Origin of the sequence: Pseudomonas sp. OF001 (assembly GCF_904426495.1) — a bacterium.
Lineage (GTDB): Bacteria > Pseudomonadota > Gammaproteobacteria > Pseudomonadales > Pseudomonadaceae > Geopseudomonas.
In genome coordinates this window covers 24,498-41,055 of record NZ_CAJGBM010000063.1, presented here as the reverse complement: position 1 = coordinate 41,055, position 16,558 = coordinate 24,498, and the positions used below count along the sequence as shown (strand labels likewise).

General features: G+C 69.5%; 15 protein-coding genes. 3 read left to right on the top strand and 12 right to left on the bottom strand.

Annotation, left to right across the window (positions count from 1 at the left end; genetic code table 11):
• Positions 1 to 148: 148 nt before the first annotated feature.
• From paaZ to paaF, 12 genes are all read right to left on the bottom strand, one after another.
• Complete coding sequence (paaZ, locus tag RA210_RS19660) at positions 149 to 2,185, bottom strand: phenylacetic acid degradation bifunctional protein PaaZ (RefSeq protein ID WP_201487744.1); 2,037 nt, start codon at positions 2,183 to 2,185, stop codon at positions 149 to 151.
• A 99-nt stretch (positions 2,186 to 2,284) separates the two neighbouring features.
• The gene (gene paaE / locus RA210_RS19655) at positions 2,285 to 3,370 is read right to left on the bottom strand and encodes a 1,2-phenylacetyl-CoA epoxidase subunit PaaE (RefSeq protein WP_201487743.1); all 1,086 of its coding nucleotides are present in this window, start codon (positions 3,368 to 3,370) and stop codon (positions 2,285 to 2,287) included.
• 43 nt (positions 3,371 to 3,413) lie between these two features.
• A complete protein-coding gene (gene paaD, locus RA210_RS19650) occupies positions 3,414 to 3,959 on the bottom strand; it encodes a 1,2-phenylacetyl-CoA epoxidase subunit PaaD (RefSeq protein WP_201487809.1) in 546 nt (181 codons plus the stop codon).
• A gap of 88 nt (positions 3,960 to 4,047) precedes the next feature.
• On the bottom strand, positions 4,048 to 4,812 hold the full coding sequence (gene paaC, locus RA210_RS19645) for a 1,2-phenylacetyl-CoA epoxidase subunit PaaC (RefSeq protein ID WP_201487742.1): 765 nt from the start codon (positions 4,810 to 4,812) through the stop codon (positions 4,048 to 4,050).
• An 11-nt stretch (positions 4,813 to 4,823) separates the two neighbouring features.
• The gene (paaB, locus tag RA210_RS19640; RefSeq protein WP_090351251.1) at positions 4,824 to 5,105 is read right to left on the bottom strand and encodes a 1,2-phenylacetyl-CoA epoxidase subunit PaaB; all 282 of its coding nucleotides are present in this window, start codon (positions 5,103 to 5,105) and stop codon (positions 4,824 to 4,826) included.
• Positions 5,106 to 5,132: 27 nt separating this feature from the next.
• The gene (gene paaA, locus RA210_RS19635; RefSeq protein WP_201487741.1) at positions 5,133 to 6,125 is read right to left on the bottom strand and encodes a 1,2-phenylacetyl-CoA epoxidase subunit PaaA; all 993 of its coding nucleotides are present in this window, start codon (positions 6,123 to 6,125) and stop codon (positions 5,133 to 5,135) included.
• A gap of 322 nt (positions 6,126 to 6,447) precedes the next feature.
• Entirely contained in the window at positions 6,448 to 7,773 is a 1,326-nt protein-coding gene (gene paaK / locus RA210_RS19630) for a phenylacetate--CoA ligase PaaK (protein ID WP_201487740.1), read from the bottom strand.
• A 122-nt stretch (positions 7,774 to 7,895) separates the two neighbouring features.
• Positions 7,896 to 9,101, bottom strand: a complete 1,206-nt coding sequence (pcaF, locus tag RA210_RS19625) for a 3-oxoadipyl-CoA thiolase (RefSeq protein WP_201487739.1) — start codon at positions 9,099 to 9,101, stop codon at positions 7,896 to 7,898.
• Positions 9,098 to 9,562, bottom strand: a complete 465-nt coding sequence (gene paaI / locus RA210_RS19620; RefSeq protein ID WP_201487738.1) for a hydroxyphenylacetyl-CoA thioesterase PaaI — start codon at positions 9,560 to 9,562, stop codon at positions 9,098 to 9,100. The genes pcaF and paaI overlap by 4 nt, the downstream gene beginning before the upstream one ends.
• Complete coding sequence (gene paaH / locus RA210_RS19615) at positions 9,555 to 11,072, bottom strand: 3-hydroxyacyl-CoA dehydrogenase PaaH (RefSeq protein WP_201487737.1); 1,518 nt, start codon at positions 11,070 to 11,072, stop codon at positions 9,555 to 9,557. Before paaH ends, paaI begins: the two co-directional genes overlap by 8 nt.
• A 1-nt stretch (position 11,073) precedes the next feature.
• Positions 11,074 to 11,865 carry a 2-(1,2-epoxy-1,2-dihydrophenyl)acetyl-CoA isomerase PaaG gene (paaG, locus tag RA210_RS19610; RefSeq protein WP_201487736.1) on the bottom strand — a complete coding sequence of 264 codons (792 nt, stop codon included), beginning with the start codon at positions 11,863 to 11,865 and terminating at the stop codon, positions 11,074 to 11,076.
• A 101-nt stretch (positions 11,866 to 11,966) separates the two neighbouring features.
• The gene (gene paaF, locus RA210_RS19605; RefSeq protein ID WP_201487735.1) at positions 11,967 to 12,740 is read right to left on the bottom strand and encodes a 2,3-dehydroadipyl-CoA hydratase PaaF; all 774 of its coding nucleotides are present in this window, start codon (positions 12,738 to 12,740) and stop codon (positions 11,967 to 11,969) included.
• 421 nt (positions 12,741 to 13,161) lie between these two features.
• Here paaF and paaN point away from each other — a divergent pair, with 421 nt between their 5' ends.
• The 3 genes from paaN to feaR all read left to right on the top strand — a co-directional run bounded on the left by paaN (position 13,162) and on the right by feaR (position 16,469).
• A complete protein-coding gene (paaN, locus tag RA210_RS19600; RefSeq protein WP_136488657.1) occupies positions 13,162 to 14,844 on the top strand; it encodes a phenylacetic acid degradation protein PaaN in 1,683 nt (560 codons plus the stop codon).
• Between the two features lie 68 nt (positions 14,845 to 14,912).
• Positions 14,913 to 15,506, top strand: a complete 594-nt coding sequence (paaY, locus tag RA210_RS19595) for a phenylacetic acid degradation protein PaaY (RefSeq protein ID WP_136488656.1) — start codon at positions 14,913 to 14,915, stop codon at positions 15,504 to 15,506.
• 48 nt (positions 15,507 to 15,554) lie between these two features.
• Entirely contained in the window at positions 15,555 to 16,469 is a 915-nt protein-coding gene (feaR, locus tag RA210_RS19590; protein WP_201487734.1) for a transcriptional regulator FeaR, read from the top strand.
• Positions 16,470 to 16,558: the final 89 nt, after the last annotated feature.

The following is a 16,558-nucleotide window of genomic DNA, read 5'->3' as shown; positions in this document are numbered from 1 at the left end:
CGAAACGCCGCCGGGAGGCAGCGCGAGGGGCTTGGGGCGGGTCGAGGAACGGGCCCCGCTTGTGGCGGAACGCCGGCCCTGGGCCGCGCCGCAAACCGTCCTGGGGTGACGCCGCGCCGGTGGGGCGCGGCGAAGTCTTGCGAAGGGCTCAGCCGCGCTTGGCCACCAGGGTCAGGATGTCGTAGCTGGCCACCAGCTCGCCGTTCTGGTTGGTGACTTCCACGTCCCAGGCCACCACGCCCTGCGGGGTGCCGAGGCTGGACTGCTTGCCCTGGTCGATCTTGCGCTTGCAGGTCAGGCGCGCCTGGATGGTGTCGCCGATGCCCACCGGGCTGACGAAGCGCAGGGTGTCGAGGCCGTAGTTGGCCAGCACCGGGCCGACGCCCGGGGAGACGAACAGGCCGGCGGCCGCCGACAGCACGAAGTAGCCGTGGGCGATGCGCTTGCCGAACTGCGATTCCTTGGCGGCGATCTCGTCGAAGTGCATGTAGAAGTGGTCGCCCGACAGGCAGCCGAAGTTGACCAGGTCGGCCTCGGTGACGGTGCGGCGGTGGGTCAGCAGCGACTCGCCGATCTGCAGGTCCTCGAAGTGGCGACGGAACGGGTGCACTTCGGTCTCGATGACCTTGGCGCCGCGCACGTACTCGCCGGTGATGGCGCTGAGCATGGTCGGCGAACCCTGCACCGCGGTGCGCTGCAGGTAGTGCTTGACCGCGCGGATGCCGCCCAGCTCCTCGCCGCCGCCGGCGCGGCCGGGGCCGCCGTGCTTGAGCATCGGCAGCGGCGAGCCGTGGCCGGTGGATTCCTTGGCGGCCTCGGCGTCCAGCACGTGCACGCGGCCGTGCCAAGCGGCGGCGGCCGGCACCACCTTCGCGGCGACGCGCGGGTCGCGGGTGACCAGGGTGGACACCAGGCTGCCCTTGCCGCGGGCGGCCAGGGCCAGGGCCTCGTCGATCTCGGCGTAGCCCATCAGGGTGCTGACCGGGCCGAAGGCCTCGATGTCGTGGGCGCCGCCGGCGGCATGCGGGTCGCGGCTCTTGAGCAGGGTCGGGGCGAAGAACGCGCCCTCGGCGACGTTGTCACCGACGAACTGCGCCTCGCCGCGGAACAGCAGCTCGCTGCTGGCCAGCAGGGCCTCGACCCGGCCGGAGACGTCCTCGAACTGGTCGTGGGAGGCCAGCGCGCCCATCTTCACGCCTTCCTTGCTCGGGTCGCCGACCACCACCTTGGCCAGGCGCGCGGCCAGGCGCTCGGCGACGGCGTCGATGCGGCTCTCGGGGACGATGATGCGGCGGATCGCGGTGCACTTCTGGCCGGCCTTGACCGTCATCTCGCGGGCGACTTCCTTGACGAACAGCTCGAACTCCTCGTCGTCCGGGGTCACGTCCGGGGCGAGGATCGCGCAGTTCAGCGAGTCGGCCTCGGCGTTGAACGGGATCGAGTTGCGGATCAGGTTGGGGTGCACGCGCAGCTTGGCGGCGGTGTCGGCCGAGCCGGTGAAGGTCACCACGTCCGGGCCTTCCAGACGGTCGAGCAGGTCGCCGGTGCTGCCGACGATCAGCTGCAGGCTGCCCTCGGGCAGCAGGCCGGATTCGTGCATCAGGCGCACGCAGGCCTCGGTGACGTAGCTGGTCGCGGTGGCCGGCTTGATGATGCACGGCATGCCGGCGAGGAAGGTCGGCGCGAACTTCTCCAGCATGCCCCAGATCGGGAAGTTGAAGGCGTTGATGTGCACGGCCAGGCCGCCGCGCGGCACCAGGATGTGGGTGCCGGCGAAGTGGTTCTGCTTGCCCAGCGGGATGGCCGGACCTTCGTGGACCAGGTTGCCGGAGGGCAGCTCGCGGGTGCCCATGCTGGCGTAGGCGAACAGGGTGCCGGCGCCGCCCTCGATGTCGATCCAGCTGTCCATGCGGGTCGCACCGCTGTGGTGGCTGATCGCGTAGAGCTGCTCCTTGCGCTCCATCAGGTACTTGCCGAGCGCCTTGAGGATCTGCGCGCGGCTCTGGAAGTCCAGCTTCAGCAGCGCCGGGGTGCCGCTCTGGCGGGCGAAGCTCACCGCCTCGGCGAAGTCGAGCTTGTCGGCGTGGGTGTGGGCGACGATGTGGCCGTCGATGGCGCTCTTCAGCGCCTGGGCGGCGTCGGCGCCGATCCAGCGGCCGCCGATGAAACTTTGCAGGGTGGTCATCAGGGAATCTCCTGAAGCAAGGCAGAACGGGCGGTCATGGCCGCCCGTGATTGTTCTGTCCCGCGGCGCCACGCTGGCGCCGCGGGAGTGCACGAGGAATCAGAGCTGGTCGAAGTCCAGCACCACCTCGTCGCTGACCGGGAAGGCCTGGCAGGACAGCACGTAGCCGGCGGCCACCTCGTAGTCCTCCAGCGCGAAGTTGGCATCCATCTCCACCTCGCCCTTGACCACCTTGCACTTGCAGGTGGAGCACACGCCGGCCTTGCACGAGTAGGGCAGCTCCATGCCGTGGGCGTTGCCGGCGTCGAGCAGGCTCTGGGTGTTGCGCGCCAGGTCGAAGCTCATGCTGCGGCCGTCGCTGGTCACGGTGACGTGGCTGACCGCGCCGCCGGTCTTGGCCGCGGCCTCGCGGGCGGCACGCTTCTCGGCGGCGGCGCCCGGGGTGCCGGCGGTGAACAGCTCGAAGTGGATGCGCTCGTTGATCAGGTCGTGGCGGCGCAGGGCGTCGCGCACGCACTCGGTCATCTCCACCGGGCCGCAGATGAAGGCGGCGTCGAGGTTCGGCACGTCCAGCCAGCGGGAGAACAGCGCGTCGCACTTGGCGGCGTCGATGCGGCCGTTGTACAGGTCGATGTCCTGCTGCTCGCGGCTGAACACGAAGATCAGGTTGAGGCGGTCGAGGTACTGGTTCTTCAGGTCCTCGAGCTGCTCGCGGAAGATGGTGCTGGCGCTGGAACGGTTGCCGTAGATCAGGGTGAAGCGGCTGTCCGGCTCGACCTCCAGGGTGGTCTTGACGATCGACATGATCGGCGTGATGCCGCTGCCAGCGGCCACCGCCAGGTAGTTGCCGGCGCGCGCCGGATCCAGCGGGATCGAGAAGTGGCCGGCCGGCGGCATCACTTCCAGGGTCGCGCCGGCCTTGAGCTGGTCGTTGGCGAAGTTGGAGAACAGGCCGCCGTCCACGCGCTTGATCGCCACGCGCAGGTCGTCCTCGCTCACCGCGCTGCAGATCGAGTAGGTGCGGCGCACTTCCTCGCCGTCGATCTGGGTGCGCATCACCAGGTGCTGGCCCTGGGTGTAGTGGAAGCTGTCCCTGAGCTCGGCGGGCACGGTGAAGGCCACGGACACCGTGTCGCGGGTTTCCGGGCGCACTTCGCGGATGGTCAGCGTATGGAACTTGCTCATCTTGTTATTCTCCAGGCCCGCGTCGCGGCGGTGGGCGAGCCGTTCAGATGCACTTGAAATAGTCGAAGGGCTCCAGGCAGGAGCGGCAACGGTACAGGGCCTTGCAGGCGGTGGAACCGAACTGGCTGACCACCTCGGTGTCGTGGCTGCCGCAGTGCGGGCAGCTGATCTCGTCCTTCTCGCCGAGCAGGCTGCGCTTGCTGGTGCTGCCGGACGGCGGGGCGATGCCGAAGGCGCGCAGGCGCTCGCGGCCCTGCTCGCTGATCCAGTCGGTGGTCCAGGCCGGCGCCAGGCGGCGCTCGATGCGCGGGGCGCGGAAGCCGGCGCGCTCCAGGGCCTTGCTCACCTCGTTCTCGATCAGCTCGGTGGCCGGGCAGCCGGAGTAGGTCGGCGTCACGGCCACCTGCAGGTGGCCGTCGACCCAGGCGACGTCGCGGATGATGCCGAGGTCGATCACGCTGACCACCGGCACCTCCGGGTCCATCACCTGCTCCAGCACCTGCCAGGCGCGCGGCAGGTCGGACTCGTCCGCCTCGCGGGCGCCGCCGTCGGAGGCGATCAGCCCGGAGGGCTGATCGCTGCTGCCCATGCCGGCGACGGGGCTGCCGCCGAACAGGGCGTCGAGCTCGGAATCTTTGCTCATGGCTCCTCCGCGGGTCATCGGTTGCGGACCGGGCTTACCAGGTCGCACCGGGGTAGGCGCGCTGCAGGAACTGCATCTCCGCCAGCAGGATGCCCAGGTGCTCGGTGTGCAGGCCGCGCTTGCCGTCCAGGTAGAAGTAGCTGGCCGGCTGCGGCACCGGCAGGCTGGCGGCGCCGAACACCTGCTCGACGGTGGCCTGCCAGGCGCTCGCCACGGCCTCGGCGTCGGCGGCGATGCCGGCAGTGGCCAGGCGCTGCTGGATGGCGTCGCCGGCCAGCAGGTCGCCGGTGAAGCGCCACAGCTCGTCGATGGCGGCGAGCATGCGCTGGCGGCTTTCCTCGGTGCCGTCGCCCAGGCGCTCGACCCACTCGCCGGAGCGGCGCAGGTGGTAGGTCGCTTCCTTGAGGGCCTTGGCGGCGATGGCGGCGATGCGCTCGTCCTTGGAGGCGGACAGCGCCTGCAGGGTGTGCAGGTGCCAGGCGTCGAACAGGAACAGCTTGGCGGTGGTCACCGCGTAGTCGCCGTTGGGCTGCTCGACCAGCAGGGTGTTGCGGAAGTCGCGCTCGTCGCGGGTGAAGGCCAGCTGGTCGGCGTCGCGGCCGTCGGCCAGCAGCTCGGCGGCGTACTCGTACCAGTTGCGGGCCTGGCCGACCAGGTCGAGGGCGACGTTCATCAGCGCCATTTCCTCTTCCAGGGCCGGCGCGTGGCCGCACCACTCGCACAGACGCTGGCCGTTGATCATGGCGTTGTCGCCGAGGCGCAGCAGGTATTCGATCAGGTCGTTCTTGTTGTCAGTCATGACCGGCATCCTCACATGTGCCCGACTTCTTCGGGCAGCTCGTAGAAGCTGGCGTGACGGTAGACCTTGTCCTGCGACGGGTCGAAGAACGGCTCTTTCTCGTCGCCGGCGGTGGCGGTGATCTGCGCCGAGGGCACGACCCAGATGCTCACGCCTTCGTTGCGGCGGGTGTACAGGTCGCGGGCGCTCTCCAAGGCCATGTTGGCATCGGCGGCATGCACGCTGCCGACGTGCTTGTGGTTCAGGCCGTGCTTGGAGCGGACGAAGACTTCAAAAAGGATCCATTCGGACATGGCGGGGTTCTCCGATTCAGGCGCCGATCAGGCAGCGTTTTGTTTTTGTTGGCGTTTGGCGGCGTGGGCGACGGCGGCTTCGCGGACCCACTTGCCATCCTCGAGCGCCTTGCGGCGGGTGGCGATGCGTTCGCGGTTGCACGGGCCGTTGCCCTTGAGCACGTCGTAGAACTCCTGCCAGTTGATCTGGCCGAAGTCGTAGTGGCCGCGCTCCTCGTTCCACTTGAGGTCCGGGTCGGGAGCGGTGCAGCCGAGGAATTCGAGTTGCGGTACGGTCTGGTCGATGAAGCGCTGGCGCAGGTCGTCGTTGCTCATGCGCTTGATCTTCCAGGCCATCGACTGGGCGCTGTTCGGCGAGTCGGCGTCGCTCGGGCCGAACATCATCAGCGCCGGCCACCACAGGCGGTTGATGGCGTCCTGGACCATGTCCTTCTGGGCCTGGTTGCCGTGGCGCATCATGGTCAGGAGGATTTCGTAGCCCTGGCGCTGGTGGAAGCTCTCTTCCTTGCAGATGCGGATCATCGCGCGCGAGTAGGGGCCGTAGCTGGTGCGCTGCAGCACCACCTGGTTGACGATGGCGGCGCCGTCGACCAGCCAGCCCACCGCACCCATGTCGGCCCAGTTCAGGGTCGGGTAGTTGAAGATGCTCGAGTACTTGGCCTTGCCGGCGTGCAGCTTCTCGATCTCCTCGTCGCGGTCGGCACCGAGGGTCTCCATGGCGCTGTACAGGTACATGCCGTGGCCGGCCTCGTCCTGGATCTTGGCCATCAGCTGCAGCTTGCGCTTGAGGGTCGGGGCGCGGGTGACCCAGTTGCCTTCCGGCAGCATGCCGACGATTTCCGAGTGGGCGTGCTGGGAGATCTGGCGGATCAGGGTCTGGCGATAGGCGTCCGGCATCCAGTTCTTCGGCTCGATCTTGATCTCGGCATCGATGCGTTCCTGGAAGGCGCGCTCCTCGGGAGTCATCTCCTCGAGGCTCTTGACGCGCTTGACTCCGGTTTCGACGAGTTGTGCGTACATTTTCTTGTTTTCTCCAGCCGGGGTTGCAGGCAGGGCAGGGCCTGGGCGTTGAGTATTTTTATATGATACACAAATCACATGCAAGAAAATATTTTCAGTGTCGCTTTGTGCTTTTTGGCGATGAGTGGAGGGGTTTTCAGAGCCGCTGAGCCTGATGGCTCCCACGCTCCGGCGTGGGAGCCCGGGACGGGACGCTCCGCGTCCCTGGGCGCTGGAGCGCCCGTGGCGGCGTGCCCACGCAGAGCGTGGGCACGATCGGCGCAGCGGGCTTCCTGCAGGCGAAAAAAAGCCCCGCCGAAGCGGGGCTCTGGGGTGTCGCGGATCAGGCGCTCTTGCGCTTGTCGTAGACGTGGCAGGCCTTGCCTTCCGAGCGCTTGAGGGCGAACGGCGCCTTGAGCTCGATGCGCGTGCTGATGCCGACGCTGCTCTTGATGTGGTGGGCCAGCTCGCGGCTCACCGCGTTGCGCTCGGCGTCGCCCAGCTGCTCGAACTCGGGCTTGAGCTCGACGTGCACGTCCATGCCGTCGAGGTTGCCGTTGCGATACACGTGCAGCTCGTACTGGGCGGAAAGCTGTTTGACTTTCAGCACCTGCTCCTCGATCTGGGTCGGGAACACGTTGACGCCGCGGATGATCAGCATGTCGTCGCTGCGCCCGGTGATCTTGTCGATGCGGCGCATGGCACGGGTGGTGCCCGGCAGCAGGCGGGTCAGGTCGCGGGTGCGGTAGCGGATCATCGGCAGCGCTTCCTTGGACAGCGAGGTGAACACCAGCTCGCCCATCTGGCCGTCCGGCAGCACCTCGCCGGTCACCGGATCGATGATCTCCGGGTAGAAGTGGTCTTCCCAGATGGTCGGACCGTCCTTGCAGTCGGCGCACTCCATGGCCACGCCCGGGCCCATCACCTCGGACAGGCCGTAGATGTCCATGGCCTGGATGCCCAGGCGGCTCTCCAGCTCGCCGCGCAGCTGGCCGGTCCACGGCTCGGCGCCGAAGATGCCCAGGCGCAGCGGCAGCTTGTGCGGGTCGATGCCCTGGCGCTCCATCTCGTCGGCGATGTTCAGCATGTACGACGGGGTGACCATGATGATGTCCGGCTGGAAGTCCTTGATCAGCTGGACCTGCTTCTCGGTCTGGCCGCCGGACATCGGGATCACGGTGCAGCCCAGACGCTCGGCGCCGTAGTGGGCGCCCAGGCCGCCGGTGAACAGGCCGTAGCCGTAGGCGACGTGGATGCGGTCGCCCGGGCGGCCGCCGGCGGCGCGGATCGAGCGCGCCACCAGGTTGGCCCAGGTGTCGATGTCGTTGGCGGTGTAGCCGACCACTGTGGGCTGGCCGGTGGTGCCGCTGGAGGCGTGGATGCGCGACACCTGTTCCATCGGCACGGCGAACATGCCGAACGGGTAGTTCTCGCGCAGATCCGACTTGCCGGTGAAGGGGAACTTGGCCAGGTCGGCCAGCGACTTCAGGTCGCTGGGGTGTACGCCGAGGGCGTCGAACTTCTGGCGGTACACCGGCACGTTGTCGTAGGCGTGCTGCAGGGTCCAGCGCAGGCGCTCGAGCTGGTGGGCGCGCAGGTGGTCGAGGCTGGCGGTTTCCATCGGGTCGATGATGGCGGTGTGCGCAGAGGCATTGTGCATGGCGTTCATGGCGTCTCTCTTTGTTCTTGTGTGGAGCCACGGGCGACTGGCGAGGCCGCCCGTTCTTCTTGTTATTGCGAATCGTCGATCAGCGTAGCGCGCTCACGGGGCGGGGCGCGCTGCGCCGGGTATCACAGGCGTTCGATGACCATGGCGATGCCCTGGCCGACGCCGATGCACATGGTGCACAGCGCATAGCGGCCCTGGCGCTCCTCCAGCTCGTTGAGCGCGGTGGTGACCAGGCGCGCGCCGCTCATGCCCAGCGGGTGGCCGAGGGCGATGGCGCCGCCGTTGGGGTTGACGCGGGCGTCGTCGTCGGCGATGCCCAGCTCGCGCAGCACGGCCAGGCCCTGGGCGGCGAACGCCTCGTTCAGCTCGATCACGTCCATGTCGGCCAGGCTCAGGCCGGCGATCTCCAGCACCTTGCGGGTGGCCGGCACCGGGCCGATGCCCATGATGCGCGGCTCGACGCCGGCGCTGGCCATCGCCACCACGCGGCCGCGGGCCTTGAGGCCGAAGCGGGCGGCGGCCGCCGGGCTGGCCAGCAGCAGGGCGCAGGCGCCGTCGTTGACGCCGGAGGCGTTGCCGGCGGTGACGCTGCCGCCATCGCGGAACGGCGTGCCGAGCTTGGCCAGCTGCTCCAGGGTGGTGTCCGGACGCGGGTGCTCGTCCTGCGCCACGACCTTGGCCGGGCCCTTGCGCTGGGGAATCTCCACCGGGACGATCTCGCGCTCGAAGCGGCCGCGGGCCATGGCCGCGCCGGTCTTCTGCTGGCTGCGCAGGGCGAAGGCGTCCTGGTCGGCGCGCGAGACGTTGAACTGCTCGGCGACGTTCTCGGCGGTCTCCGGCATCGAGTCGATGCCGAACTCCTTCTTCATGATGGCGTTGACGAAGCGCCAGCCGATGGTGGTGTCGAACATTTCGGCCGAGCGCGAGAAGGCGCTCTCGGCCTTGCCCATCACGAACGGGGCGCGCGACATGGATTCCACGCCGCCGGCGATCATCAGCTGGGCCTCGCCGCAGCGCAGGGCGCGGGCGGCGCTGCCGATGGCGTCCATGCCCGAGCCGCACAGGCGGTTGACGGTGGTGCCCGGCACGTTGATCGGCAGGCCGGCGAGCAGCGAGGACATGCGCGCGACGTTGCGGTTGTCCTCGCCGGCCTGGTTGGCGCAGCCGAAGATCACGTCGTCGACGGCGGTCCAGTCGACCTGCGGGTTGCGCGCCATCAGTGCGCGCAGCGGCACGGCGCCGAGGTCGTCGGCACGCACGGCGGACAGCGCGCCGGCGTAGCGGCCGATCGGGGTGCGGATGGCGTCGATGATCAGGGCTTCACTCATGCCTGGTTCTCCTGCTGGCGGACGGTGCCGCGGATCTTGTAGGACTTGCCGTGGAACACGGCGATCAGCTGGCCGTGCTGGTTCTCGATGCGCACGTCGTAGTTGCCGGTGCGGCCGCTGCGGCTGACCTGGGTGGCGCGCGCGGTGAGCACGTCGCCGAGGCGGCCGGGGGCGATGTAGTCGATGCTGCAGCCGAGCGCCACGCAGGCGTCGTCGTAGCTGTTGCAGGCGTAGGCGAAGGCCGAGTCGGCGAGGGTGAACAGGTAGCCGCCGTGGCAGCTGTTGTGACCCTGGATCATGATCTCGCTGACGGTCATCTGCAGGTCGGCCTCGCCCGGGCCCATGCGCAGCACCTCGATGCCGAGGTGGCGCACGGCCAGGTCGCGCTCGTACATGGCGGCGGCGCAGGCCTCGGCCAGCTCCTGCGGCGGCAGCTGGTTGTCGTTGTGATGCTCAGCCATGGAAACGCTCTCCGGCGCAGTGCAGGCGGCGCAGCAGCAGGGACGGCCGGTAGCGGTCCTCGCCGTAGCTGCGTTGCAGGTTGTCGAGCACGCTCAGCACGGTGCCCACGCCGATGGCGTCGGCCCAGGCCAGCGGGCCCTTCGGATAGTTGACCCCGGCGCACATGGCCAGGTCGATGTCGGCGGCGGTGCCGACGCCCTGCAGCACGGCGTCGGCGGCCTCGTTGGCGAGCATCGCCACGGTGCGCAGCACCACCAGCGCCGGGCTGTCGGTCACCTCGGTGACTTCCAGGCCGGCGGCCTGCAGCAGGCCGGCGACCGCTTCGCGGGCGGCGGCGTCGCTGCCGGCGGCGAAGGCCACGGCCAGGCGGCTGGCCTTGGCGTAGTCGAGGGCCAGGTCGAACACGGCCAGGTTGCGCAGGCCCTCGTCGCGGGCGCGCTCGGCAGCCATGCGGCCGTCGCTGAGGGCCAGCACCGCCTCGCCGACGCGCAGCAGGCCGGCGCCGTCGCGGCGGATCACCTGCACGCCGGCGGCCGCGATGCGCTCGATCAGCGCGCTGGCCGGGCCGAGGTCGCCTTCCACCACCACGCACTCGGGCCTGGCGGCGGCCGGCAGGCTCTGCGCAGCCAGACGCTCGGCGCCTTCGGCGTAGTCGTAGAAGCCGCGGCCGCTCTTGCGGCCGAAGCGGCCGGCGTCGACCAGTTCCTTCTGGATCAGCGAGGGCTGGAAGCGGAAGTCGCCGTAGTAGGCGTCGAACACCGAGCAGGTCACCGCGTAGTTGACGTCGTGGCCGATCAGGTCGGTCAGCTCGAAGGCACCCATGCGGAAGCCGCCGGCGTCGCGCAGCAGGGCGTCGAGGCTGGCGCAGTCGCTGGCGCTCTCCTGCAGCAGGCGCAGGCTCTCGGCGTAGAACGGCCGCGCCACGCGGTTGACGATGAAGCCCGGGGTGGACCTGGTGTGCACCGGCTTCTTGCCCCACGCCCTGGCGGTGGCGTACAGGCAGTCGACCACCGCCTTGTCGCTGGCCAGGCCGGCGACGATCTCGACCAGCGCCATCACCGGCGCCGGGTTGAAGAAGTGCAGGCCGGCGACCCGCTCGGGGCGCTTGAGGGTGGCGGCCAGCGAGGTGATCGACAGCGAGGAGGTGTTGCTGGCGAGGATGCAGTCGTCGCCGCAGATCGCTTCCAGCTGTGCGAACAGGCCGCGCTTGACCTCCAGGTTCTCGACGATGGCCTCGACCACCAGAGCGCTGCCTTCGAGATCTTCCAGGCGGGCGGCCGGGGTCAGGCGGGCGATCACGGCGTCGCGCTCGGCGGCGTCCAGCTTGCCGGCGTCGACGCGCTTGCCGAGCTGCTTGGCGATGCCGGCGATGGCCTGGGCGGCGGCGCCTTCGCGGGTGTCGAACAGGGCGACCGGATGGCCGGCCTGGGCGGCCACCTGGGCGATGCCGGCGCCCATGGCGCCGGCGCCGATCACCGCGACGGCGGCGTCTTTATTCAGTGCGGTCATTTCAGCGGCCCTTGAACTCGGGGGTGCGTTTTTCCATGAAGGCGGCGACGCCCTCGCGATAGTCCTCGCTGCGCCCGGCCAGGCGCTGCAGGTCGCGCTCCAGGTCGAGCTGCTCGTCGAAGCTGTTGCTGGCGCTGGCGTTCAGCGCGCGCTTGATCAGCGCCAGGCCGTAGGTCGGCTGGGCGGCCAGGTGGCGGGCCAGCTTGAGCGCCTCGTCCTGCAGGGACTCGTCGTCGACGCAGCGCCAGATCATGCCCCACTGCTCGGCCTGCTCGGCGCTGAGCTTGTCGCCCAGCAGGGCGAGGGCCTTGGCGCGGGCCATGCCGACCGCGCGCGGCAGGGTCCAGGTGCCGCCGGAGTCCGGCACCAGGCCGATCTTGCAGAACGCCTGGATGAAGCTGGCCGAGCGGGCGGCGAGGGTGATGTCGCAGGCCAGGGCGATGTTGGCGCCGGCGCCGGCGGCCACGCCGTTGACCGCGCACACCACCGGCATCGGCAGGTCGCGCAGGGTGCGGATCAGCGGGTTGTAGTTCTTCTCGATCGACTCGCCCAGGTCCGGCATGGCGGCGCCCGGCGCCACGTTGCGGTCGCTGAGGTCTTGCCCTGCGCAGAAGCCGCGGCCGTTGGCGGTGATCAGCAGGCAGCGCGCCTCGGGATTCTGGCGCATCTGCTTGAGGGCCTCGCGGACTTCCTTGTGCATCTGCGCGTTGAAGCTGTTGAGCTGCGCCGGGCGGTTCAGGGTCAGGGTGGCGACGCCCTGCTCGATGGTGAAGAGGATGTGTTCGAAGCTCATGAAGGCTCTCTCTTATTAGAGGAGGGCGCGCGGCGCGCCCCGGTGCAGGTCGTGACGGGCGCGCTCAGCGACCCTTGCTGTTCATGTCGCACAAGGACCGCTCAGCGGCCCTTGTAGGCCGGCTTGCGCTTTTCCTGGAAGGCGCGGATGCCTTCGTTGCGGTCCTCGGTGCCGGCCAGCAGGGTGAAGGCGTGGCGCTCGAAGCGCAGGCCGCTGGCCAGGTCGGTGTCTTCGGCCTTGAGCAGGGCTTCCTTGGCCAGGCGCACGGCCAGCGGCGCCTTCTCGGCGATCTTGCGGGCGATGGCGACGGCGCGCTCGACGGTCAGCTCGGGCTGGGTGATTTCGCTGACCAGGCCGGCCTCGAGGGCGCGGCGGGCGCCGATCGGCTCGCCGGTGAGGACCATCTGCATGGCCAGCGACTTGCCGACCGCGCGCAGCAGGCGCTGGGTGCCGCCGGCGCCGGGCATGATCGCCAGGTTGATTTCCGGCTGGCCGAACTGGGCATCCTCGCCGGCGATGAGGATGTCGGCGTGCATGGCCAGCTCGCAGCCGCCGCCGAGGGCGAAGCCGTTGACCGCGGCGATCAGCGGCTTGGAGAAGCGGGTGATGCGCTGCCAGTGGGCCAGGCGCGGGTCCTCGAGGATGCCGACCAGATCGCGTTCGGCCATCTCCTTGATGTCGGCGCCGGCGGCGAAGGCGCGGCGGCTGCCGGTGATGACCACGGCGCGGGTGTCGGCGCAGGCTTCGGCGGCATCCAGCTCGGCGGCGAGTTCGCCGAGCAGCTGGGTGTTGAGGGCGTTCAGCGCTTCGGGGCGCTGCAGGGTGATCAGGCGCACGCCCTGTTCGGGAGGCAGGACGCTGAGGGTCTGAGGCATGGAGGCACATCCTCGCGGTGCACGCCGGCAGATGGCGCCGGGCTCGTTCTTGGAATTGTTGTCGCTGCCGGGGCCCGTTCCTGCGCTGCGGACGGGACTTTCACGGGGCAGCCGTTTGAGCCGAGTATACTCATAAAGTGATACAGATCAACTAATGCAAAGCTGCTTTCTCGTGTCTGTTTTATCGCTTTGCGTGCCCCGGCCGACGAGCGGAAGGGGTGGGCGATAGCGCCCCGTGGCGGCCCGGAATGCCGCCTGACAGGCCGGATTTACTGCCATTCCCTTGATTTGCAAGGGCTTTGCCCGGCGTATGGATTTCTCCGCCGGGCGCGGTTAAGGTGATGTGATACAAGAAAGTGGCCGCGCATTAGACAAATGTCGTGTTTGTCGGGCCGGCCCGTCACCCCACGAGGAAGCCGCCGTGCCCGCAACCGTCTCCGCACTCGACCTGTTCGCCCGCCACCAGCCGCTGCTCGAGCGCGCCACCCTGGCCATCGCCAGCCGCGACCACTGGACGCCCTATCCGGAAAGCCAGCGTCCCTACGGCGAGGAGGCCGCGGCCGCCGGCCCGGCCAACTTCGCCGCGCTGCGTGACCGCCATTTCGAGCTGCACTGTCCGGTGCCCTCGACCCGCGTCGGCGGCGAGCGCTCGCCCTACGGCTTCGACCTCGGCATCACCTACGACCAGCCGGACCTCGACGCCCTGCTGAGCCACCTGCAGGCGCAGCTGCCGAGCTGGCGCGCTGCCGGCCCCAGGGCGTGGATCGGCGTGTGCCTGGAGATCCTCCAGCGCCTCAACGCGCAGAGCTTCGACATCGCCCACGCCGCCGTGCATACCACCGGCCAGGGCCTGCCGATGGCCTTCCAGGCCGCCGGTCCGCACTCCCAGGACCGCGGCCTGGAGGCCGTGGCCCAGGCCTGGAAGCTGCTGCGCGAGGTGCCGGATACGGCGCGCTGGACCAAGCCGCAGGGCAAGCTCGACCCGCTGGTGGTGGACAAGCGCTTCCACATCGTACCGCGCGGCATCGCCCTGGTGATCGCCTGCTCGACCTTCCCGACCTGGAACACCTATCCGGGCCTGTTCGCCAGCCTGGCCACCGGCAACCCGGTGCTGGTCAAGGCGCACCCCGGCGCCATCCTGCCGGTGGCGATGACCGTGCGCGTGGCGCAAGAGGTGCTGGCCGAGGCCGGCTTCGACCCGGCGCTGGTCAGCCTGGTGCCGGATACCCTGGAGGCGCCGGTGGCCAAGCAGCTGGCCCTCGATCCGCGGGTCAAGGTGATCGACTTCACCGGCTCCAGCGCCTTCGGCAACTGGCTGGAGGACAACGCCCGCCAGGCCCAGGTGTTCACCGAGAAGTCGGGCCTCAACAGCGTGGTGATCGACAGCGTGAGCGACCTCAAGGCGGTGGCGCGCAACCTGGCGTTCAGTCTCAGCCTGTACTCCGGGCAGATGTGCACCACCCCGCAGGCCATCTACGTGCCGCGCGGCGGTATCCGCACCGCCGAGGGCGTGCTCGGCTTCGACGAGGTGGCGCAGACCCTGGCCACCGCCGTCAGCAAGTTCCTGTCTGACAACGAGCGCGCCTGCAGCGTGCTCGGCTGCATCCAGTCCGAGGCCACCCTGGCGCGCATCGACGCCTGTCGCTCGCTCGGTGAGGTGCTGCTGGACAGCGAGACGCGCGTGCATCCCGAGTACCCCGAGGCGCGCGTGTGCACCCCGCTGCTGCTCAAGGTCGACGCCAGCCAGCGCGAAGCCTATGCGGAGGAGCGCTTCGGCCCGATCAGCTTCGTCATCGCCAGCGACGACACCGCGCACAGCCTGCAGCTGGTGCGCGAGACCCTCGCCGAGAAGGGCGCGCTGACCCTGGCGGTGTACTCCACCGACGAGGCGGTGCTGGCGCAGGCCGAGGAGCTGGCGCAGGATGTCGGCGTGGCGCTGTCGGTCAATCTGGACAACGGCCTGTTCGTCAACCAGTCGGCGGCATTCAGCGACTTCCACGGCACCGGCGCCAACCCGGCGGCCAACGCCGCGCTGACCGACGCGGCCTTCGTCGCGCGGCGCTTCGTGGTGGTGCAGAGCCGCCGCCACGTCGCCGTCGAATAACCGGACCTTCCCGTAGGGGCGAATGAATTCGCCCCTACGGGGGCACAACAACAAGAAGAGGAATACCCATGCCCTGCTACCGTTACGCCGGGGTCACCCCGGTGGTCCATCCCACCGCCTTCGTCCATCCCACCGCCGTGCTGATCGGCGACGTGATCGTCGGTCCCGGCTGCTATGTCGGCCCGCTGGCCAGCCTGCGCGGCGACTTCGGCCGGATCGTCCTCGATGAGGGCGCCAACCTGCAGGACACCTGCGTGATCCACGGCTTCCCGGAAAGCGTTACCCGCGTCGCCCGCAACGGCCACATCGGCCACGGCGCGGTGCTGCACGGCTGCCAGATCGGCGAGGACGCCATGGTCGGTATGAACGCCGTGGTGATGGACGACGCGCAGATCGCGCCGCGCTCGATCGTCGCCGCCTGCGCCTTCGTCAAGGCCGGCTTCGCCTGCGAGGAGCAGTCGCTGGTGATGGGCGCGCCGGCGCGGGTCAGCCGCCAGCTCACCGACAAGGAAGTACGTTGGAAGCAGGCCGGCACCCGCGAGTACCAGGTACTGGCGCAGCGCTGCCGCGAGGCGATGGAGGAGTGCGCGCCGCTCGCCGAGCTGGAGGCCGACCGGCCGAGCCTGCCGGCCTCCGAGGTCAAGCCCAAGGGCGCATCCTGACCGGCGATTCTTGGCGCGCGATATGCTGGGCATGCCGGGAGGTGGCGAATGAACATGAAGCACATGGCGGTGGACCAGGCGCTCGACGGCTGGCTGCAGCGCGTCAACGAGCTGTGCGGGCGCTTCTGCGCCAAGGCGCTGGGCGAGGAGTTCGCCGGGCGCATCGAGCAGTACCAGGGCGGCGCGCTGAAGATGTCGTTCAACGACATCGCCCACGCGCGCCTGTACCGCACCGAGCGCGAACTGGCCGCCGGCGAGGACAAGGGCTACTTCGCGGTGTTCCAGCTCGAGGGCCGCGCGCAGATGGCCCAGGACACCCAGCGCATCGTCCTCGCCCCCGGCGACATCACCCTGATCGACGCCGCGCGGCCCAGCGAGTTCGAGTACGGCGAGGGTTCGCGCCAGCTCAGCCTGATCCTGCCGCGCGAGGTGGTCGAGCGCAGCCTGCGCTTCTCCAGCGTGCGCAGCTGCGCGCGGATCGCTGCGCACACCCCGGTGGCGGTGCTGGCCCACGGCCTGGTGCGCGAATCGGCGCGCCAGGAGGGGCTGAGCCTGGCGGAGAGCGAGGCGACCCTCGACGCGCTGGTCAGCCTGCTGCGCCCGGCGCTGGCCGGCGGCGACAGCGACGACGATCCGCATGCGCGGCTGTTCCGCCGCGCCCAGGCGTTCATCGAACGGCACATCTGCGAGGCGGAGCTGTGCCCCGAGCTGATCGCCCGCGAGATCGGCGTGTCGCTGCGCGGCCTGTACCGGCTGTTCGCCCGCCACCAGCTGGTGGTGGCGCAGTACATCCGCAACCGCCGCCTCGACCTGTGCGCCGAGGCGCTGCGCCATGGCGGCGGCGAACTCAAGCTGTCGGCGCTCGGCTACGACTTCGGCTTCTCCGACGCCAGCTACTTCTCCAGCGCCTTCAAGGCGCGCTTCGGCGTTTCCCCCGGCGAGTACCGCAAGCGCTACCAGTAGGGGCGAATTCATTCGCCATGGGCCGCAACGCGGCCCCGGAGGTTGCCAAGGGCAGGCCGGTGGCCTGCTTGGCGAATGAATTCGCCCCT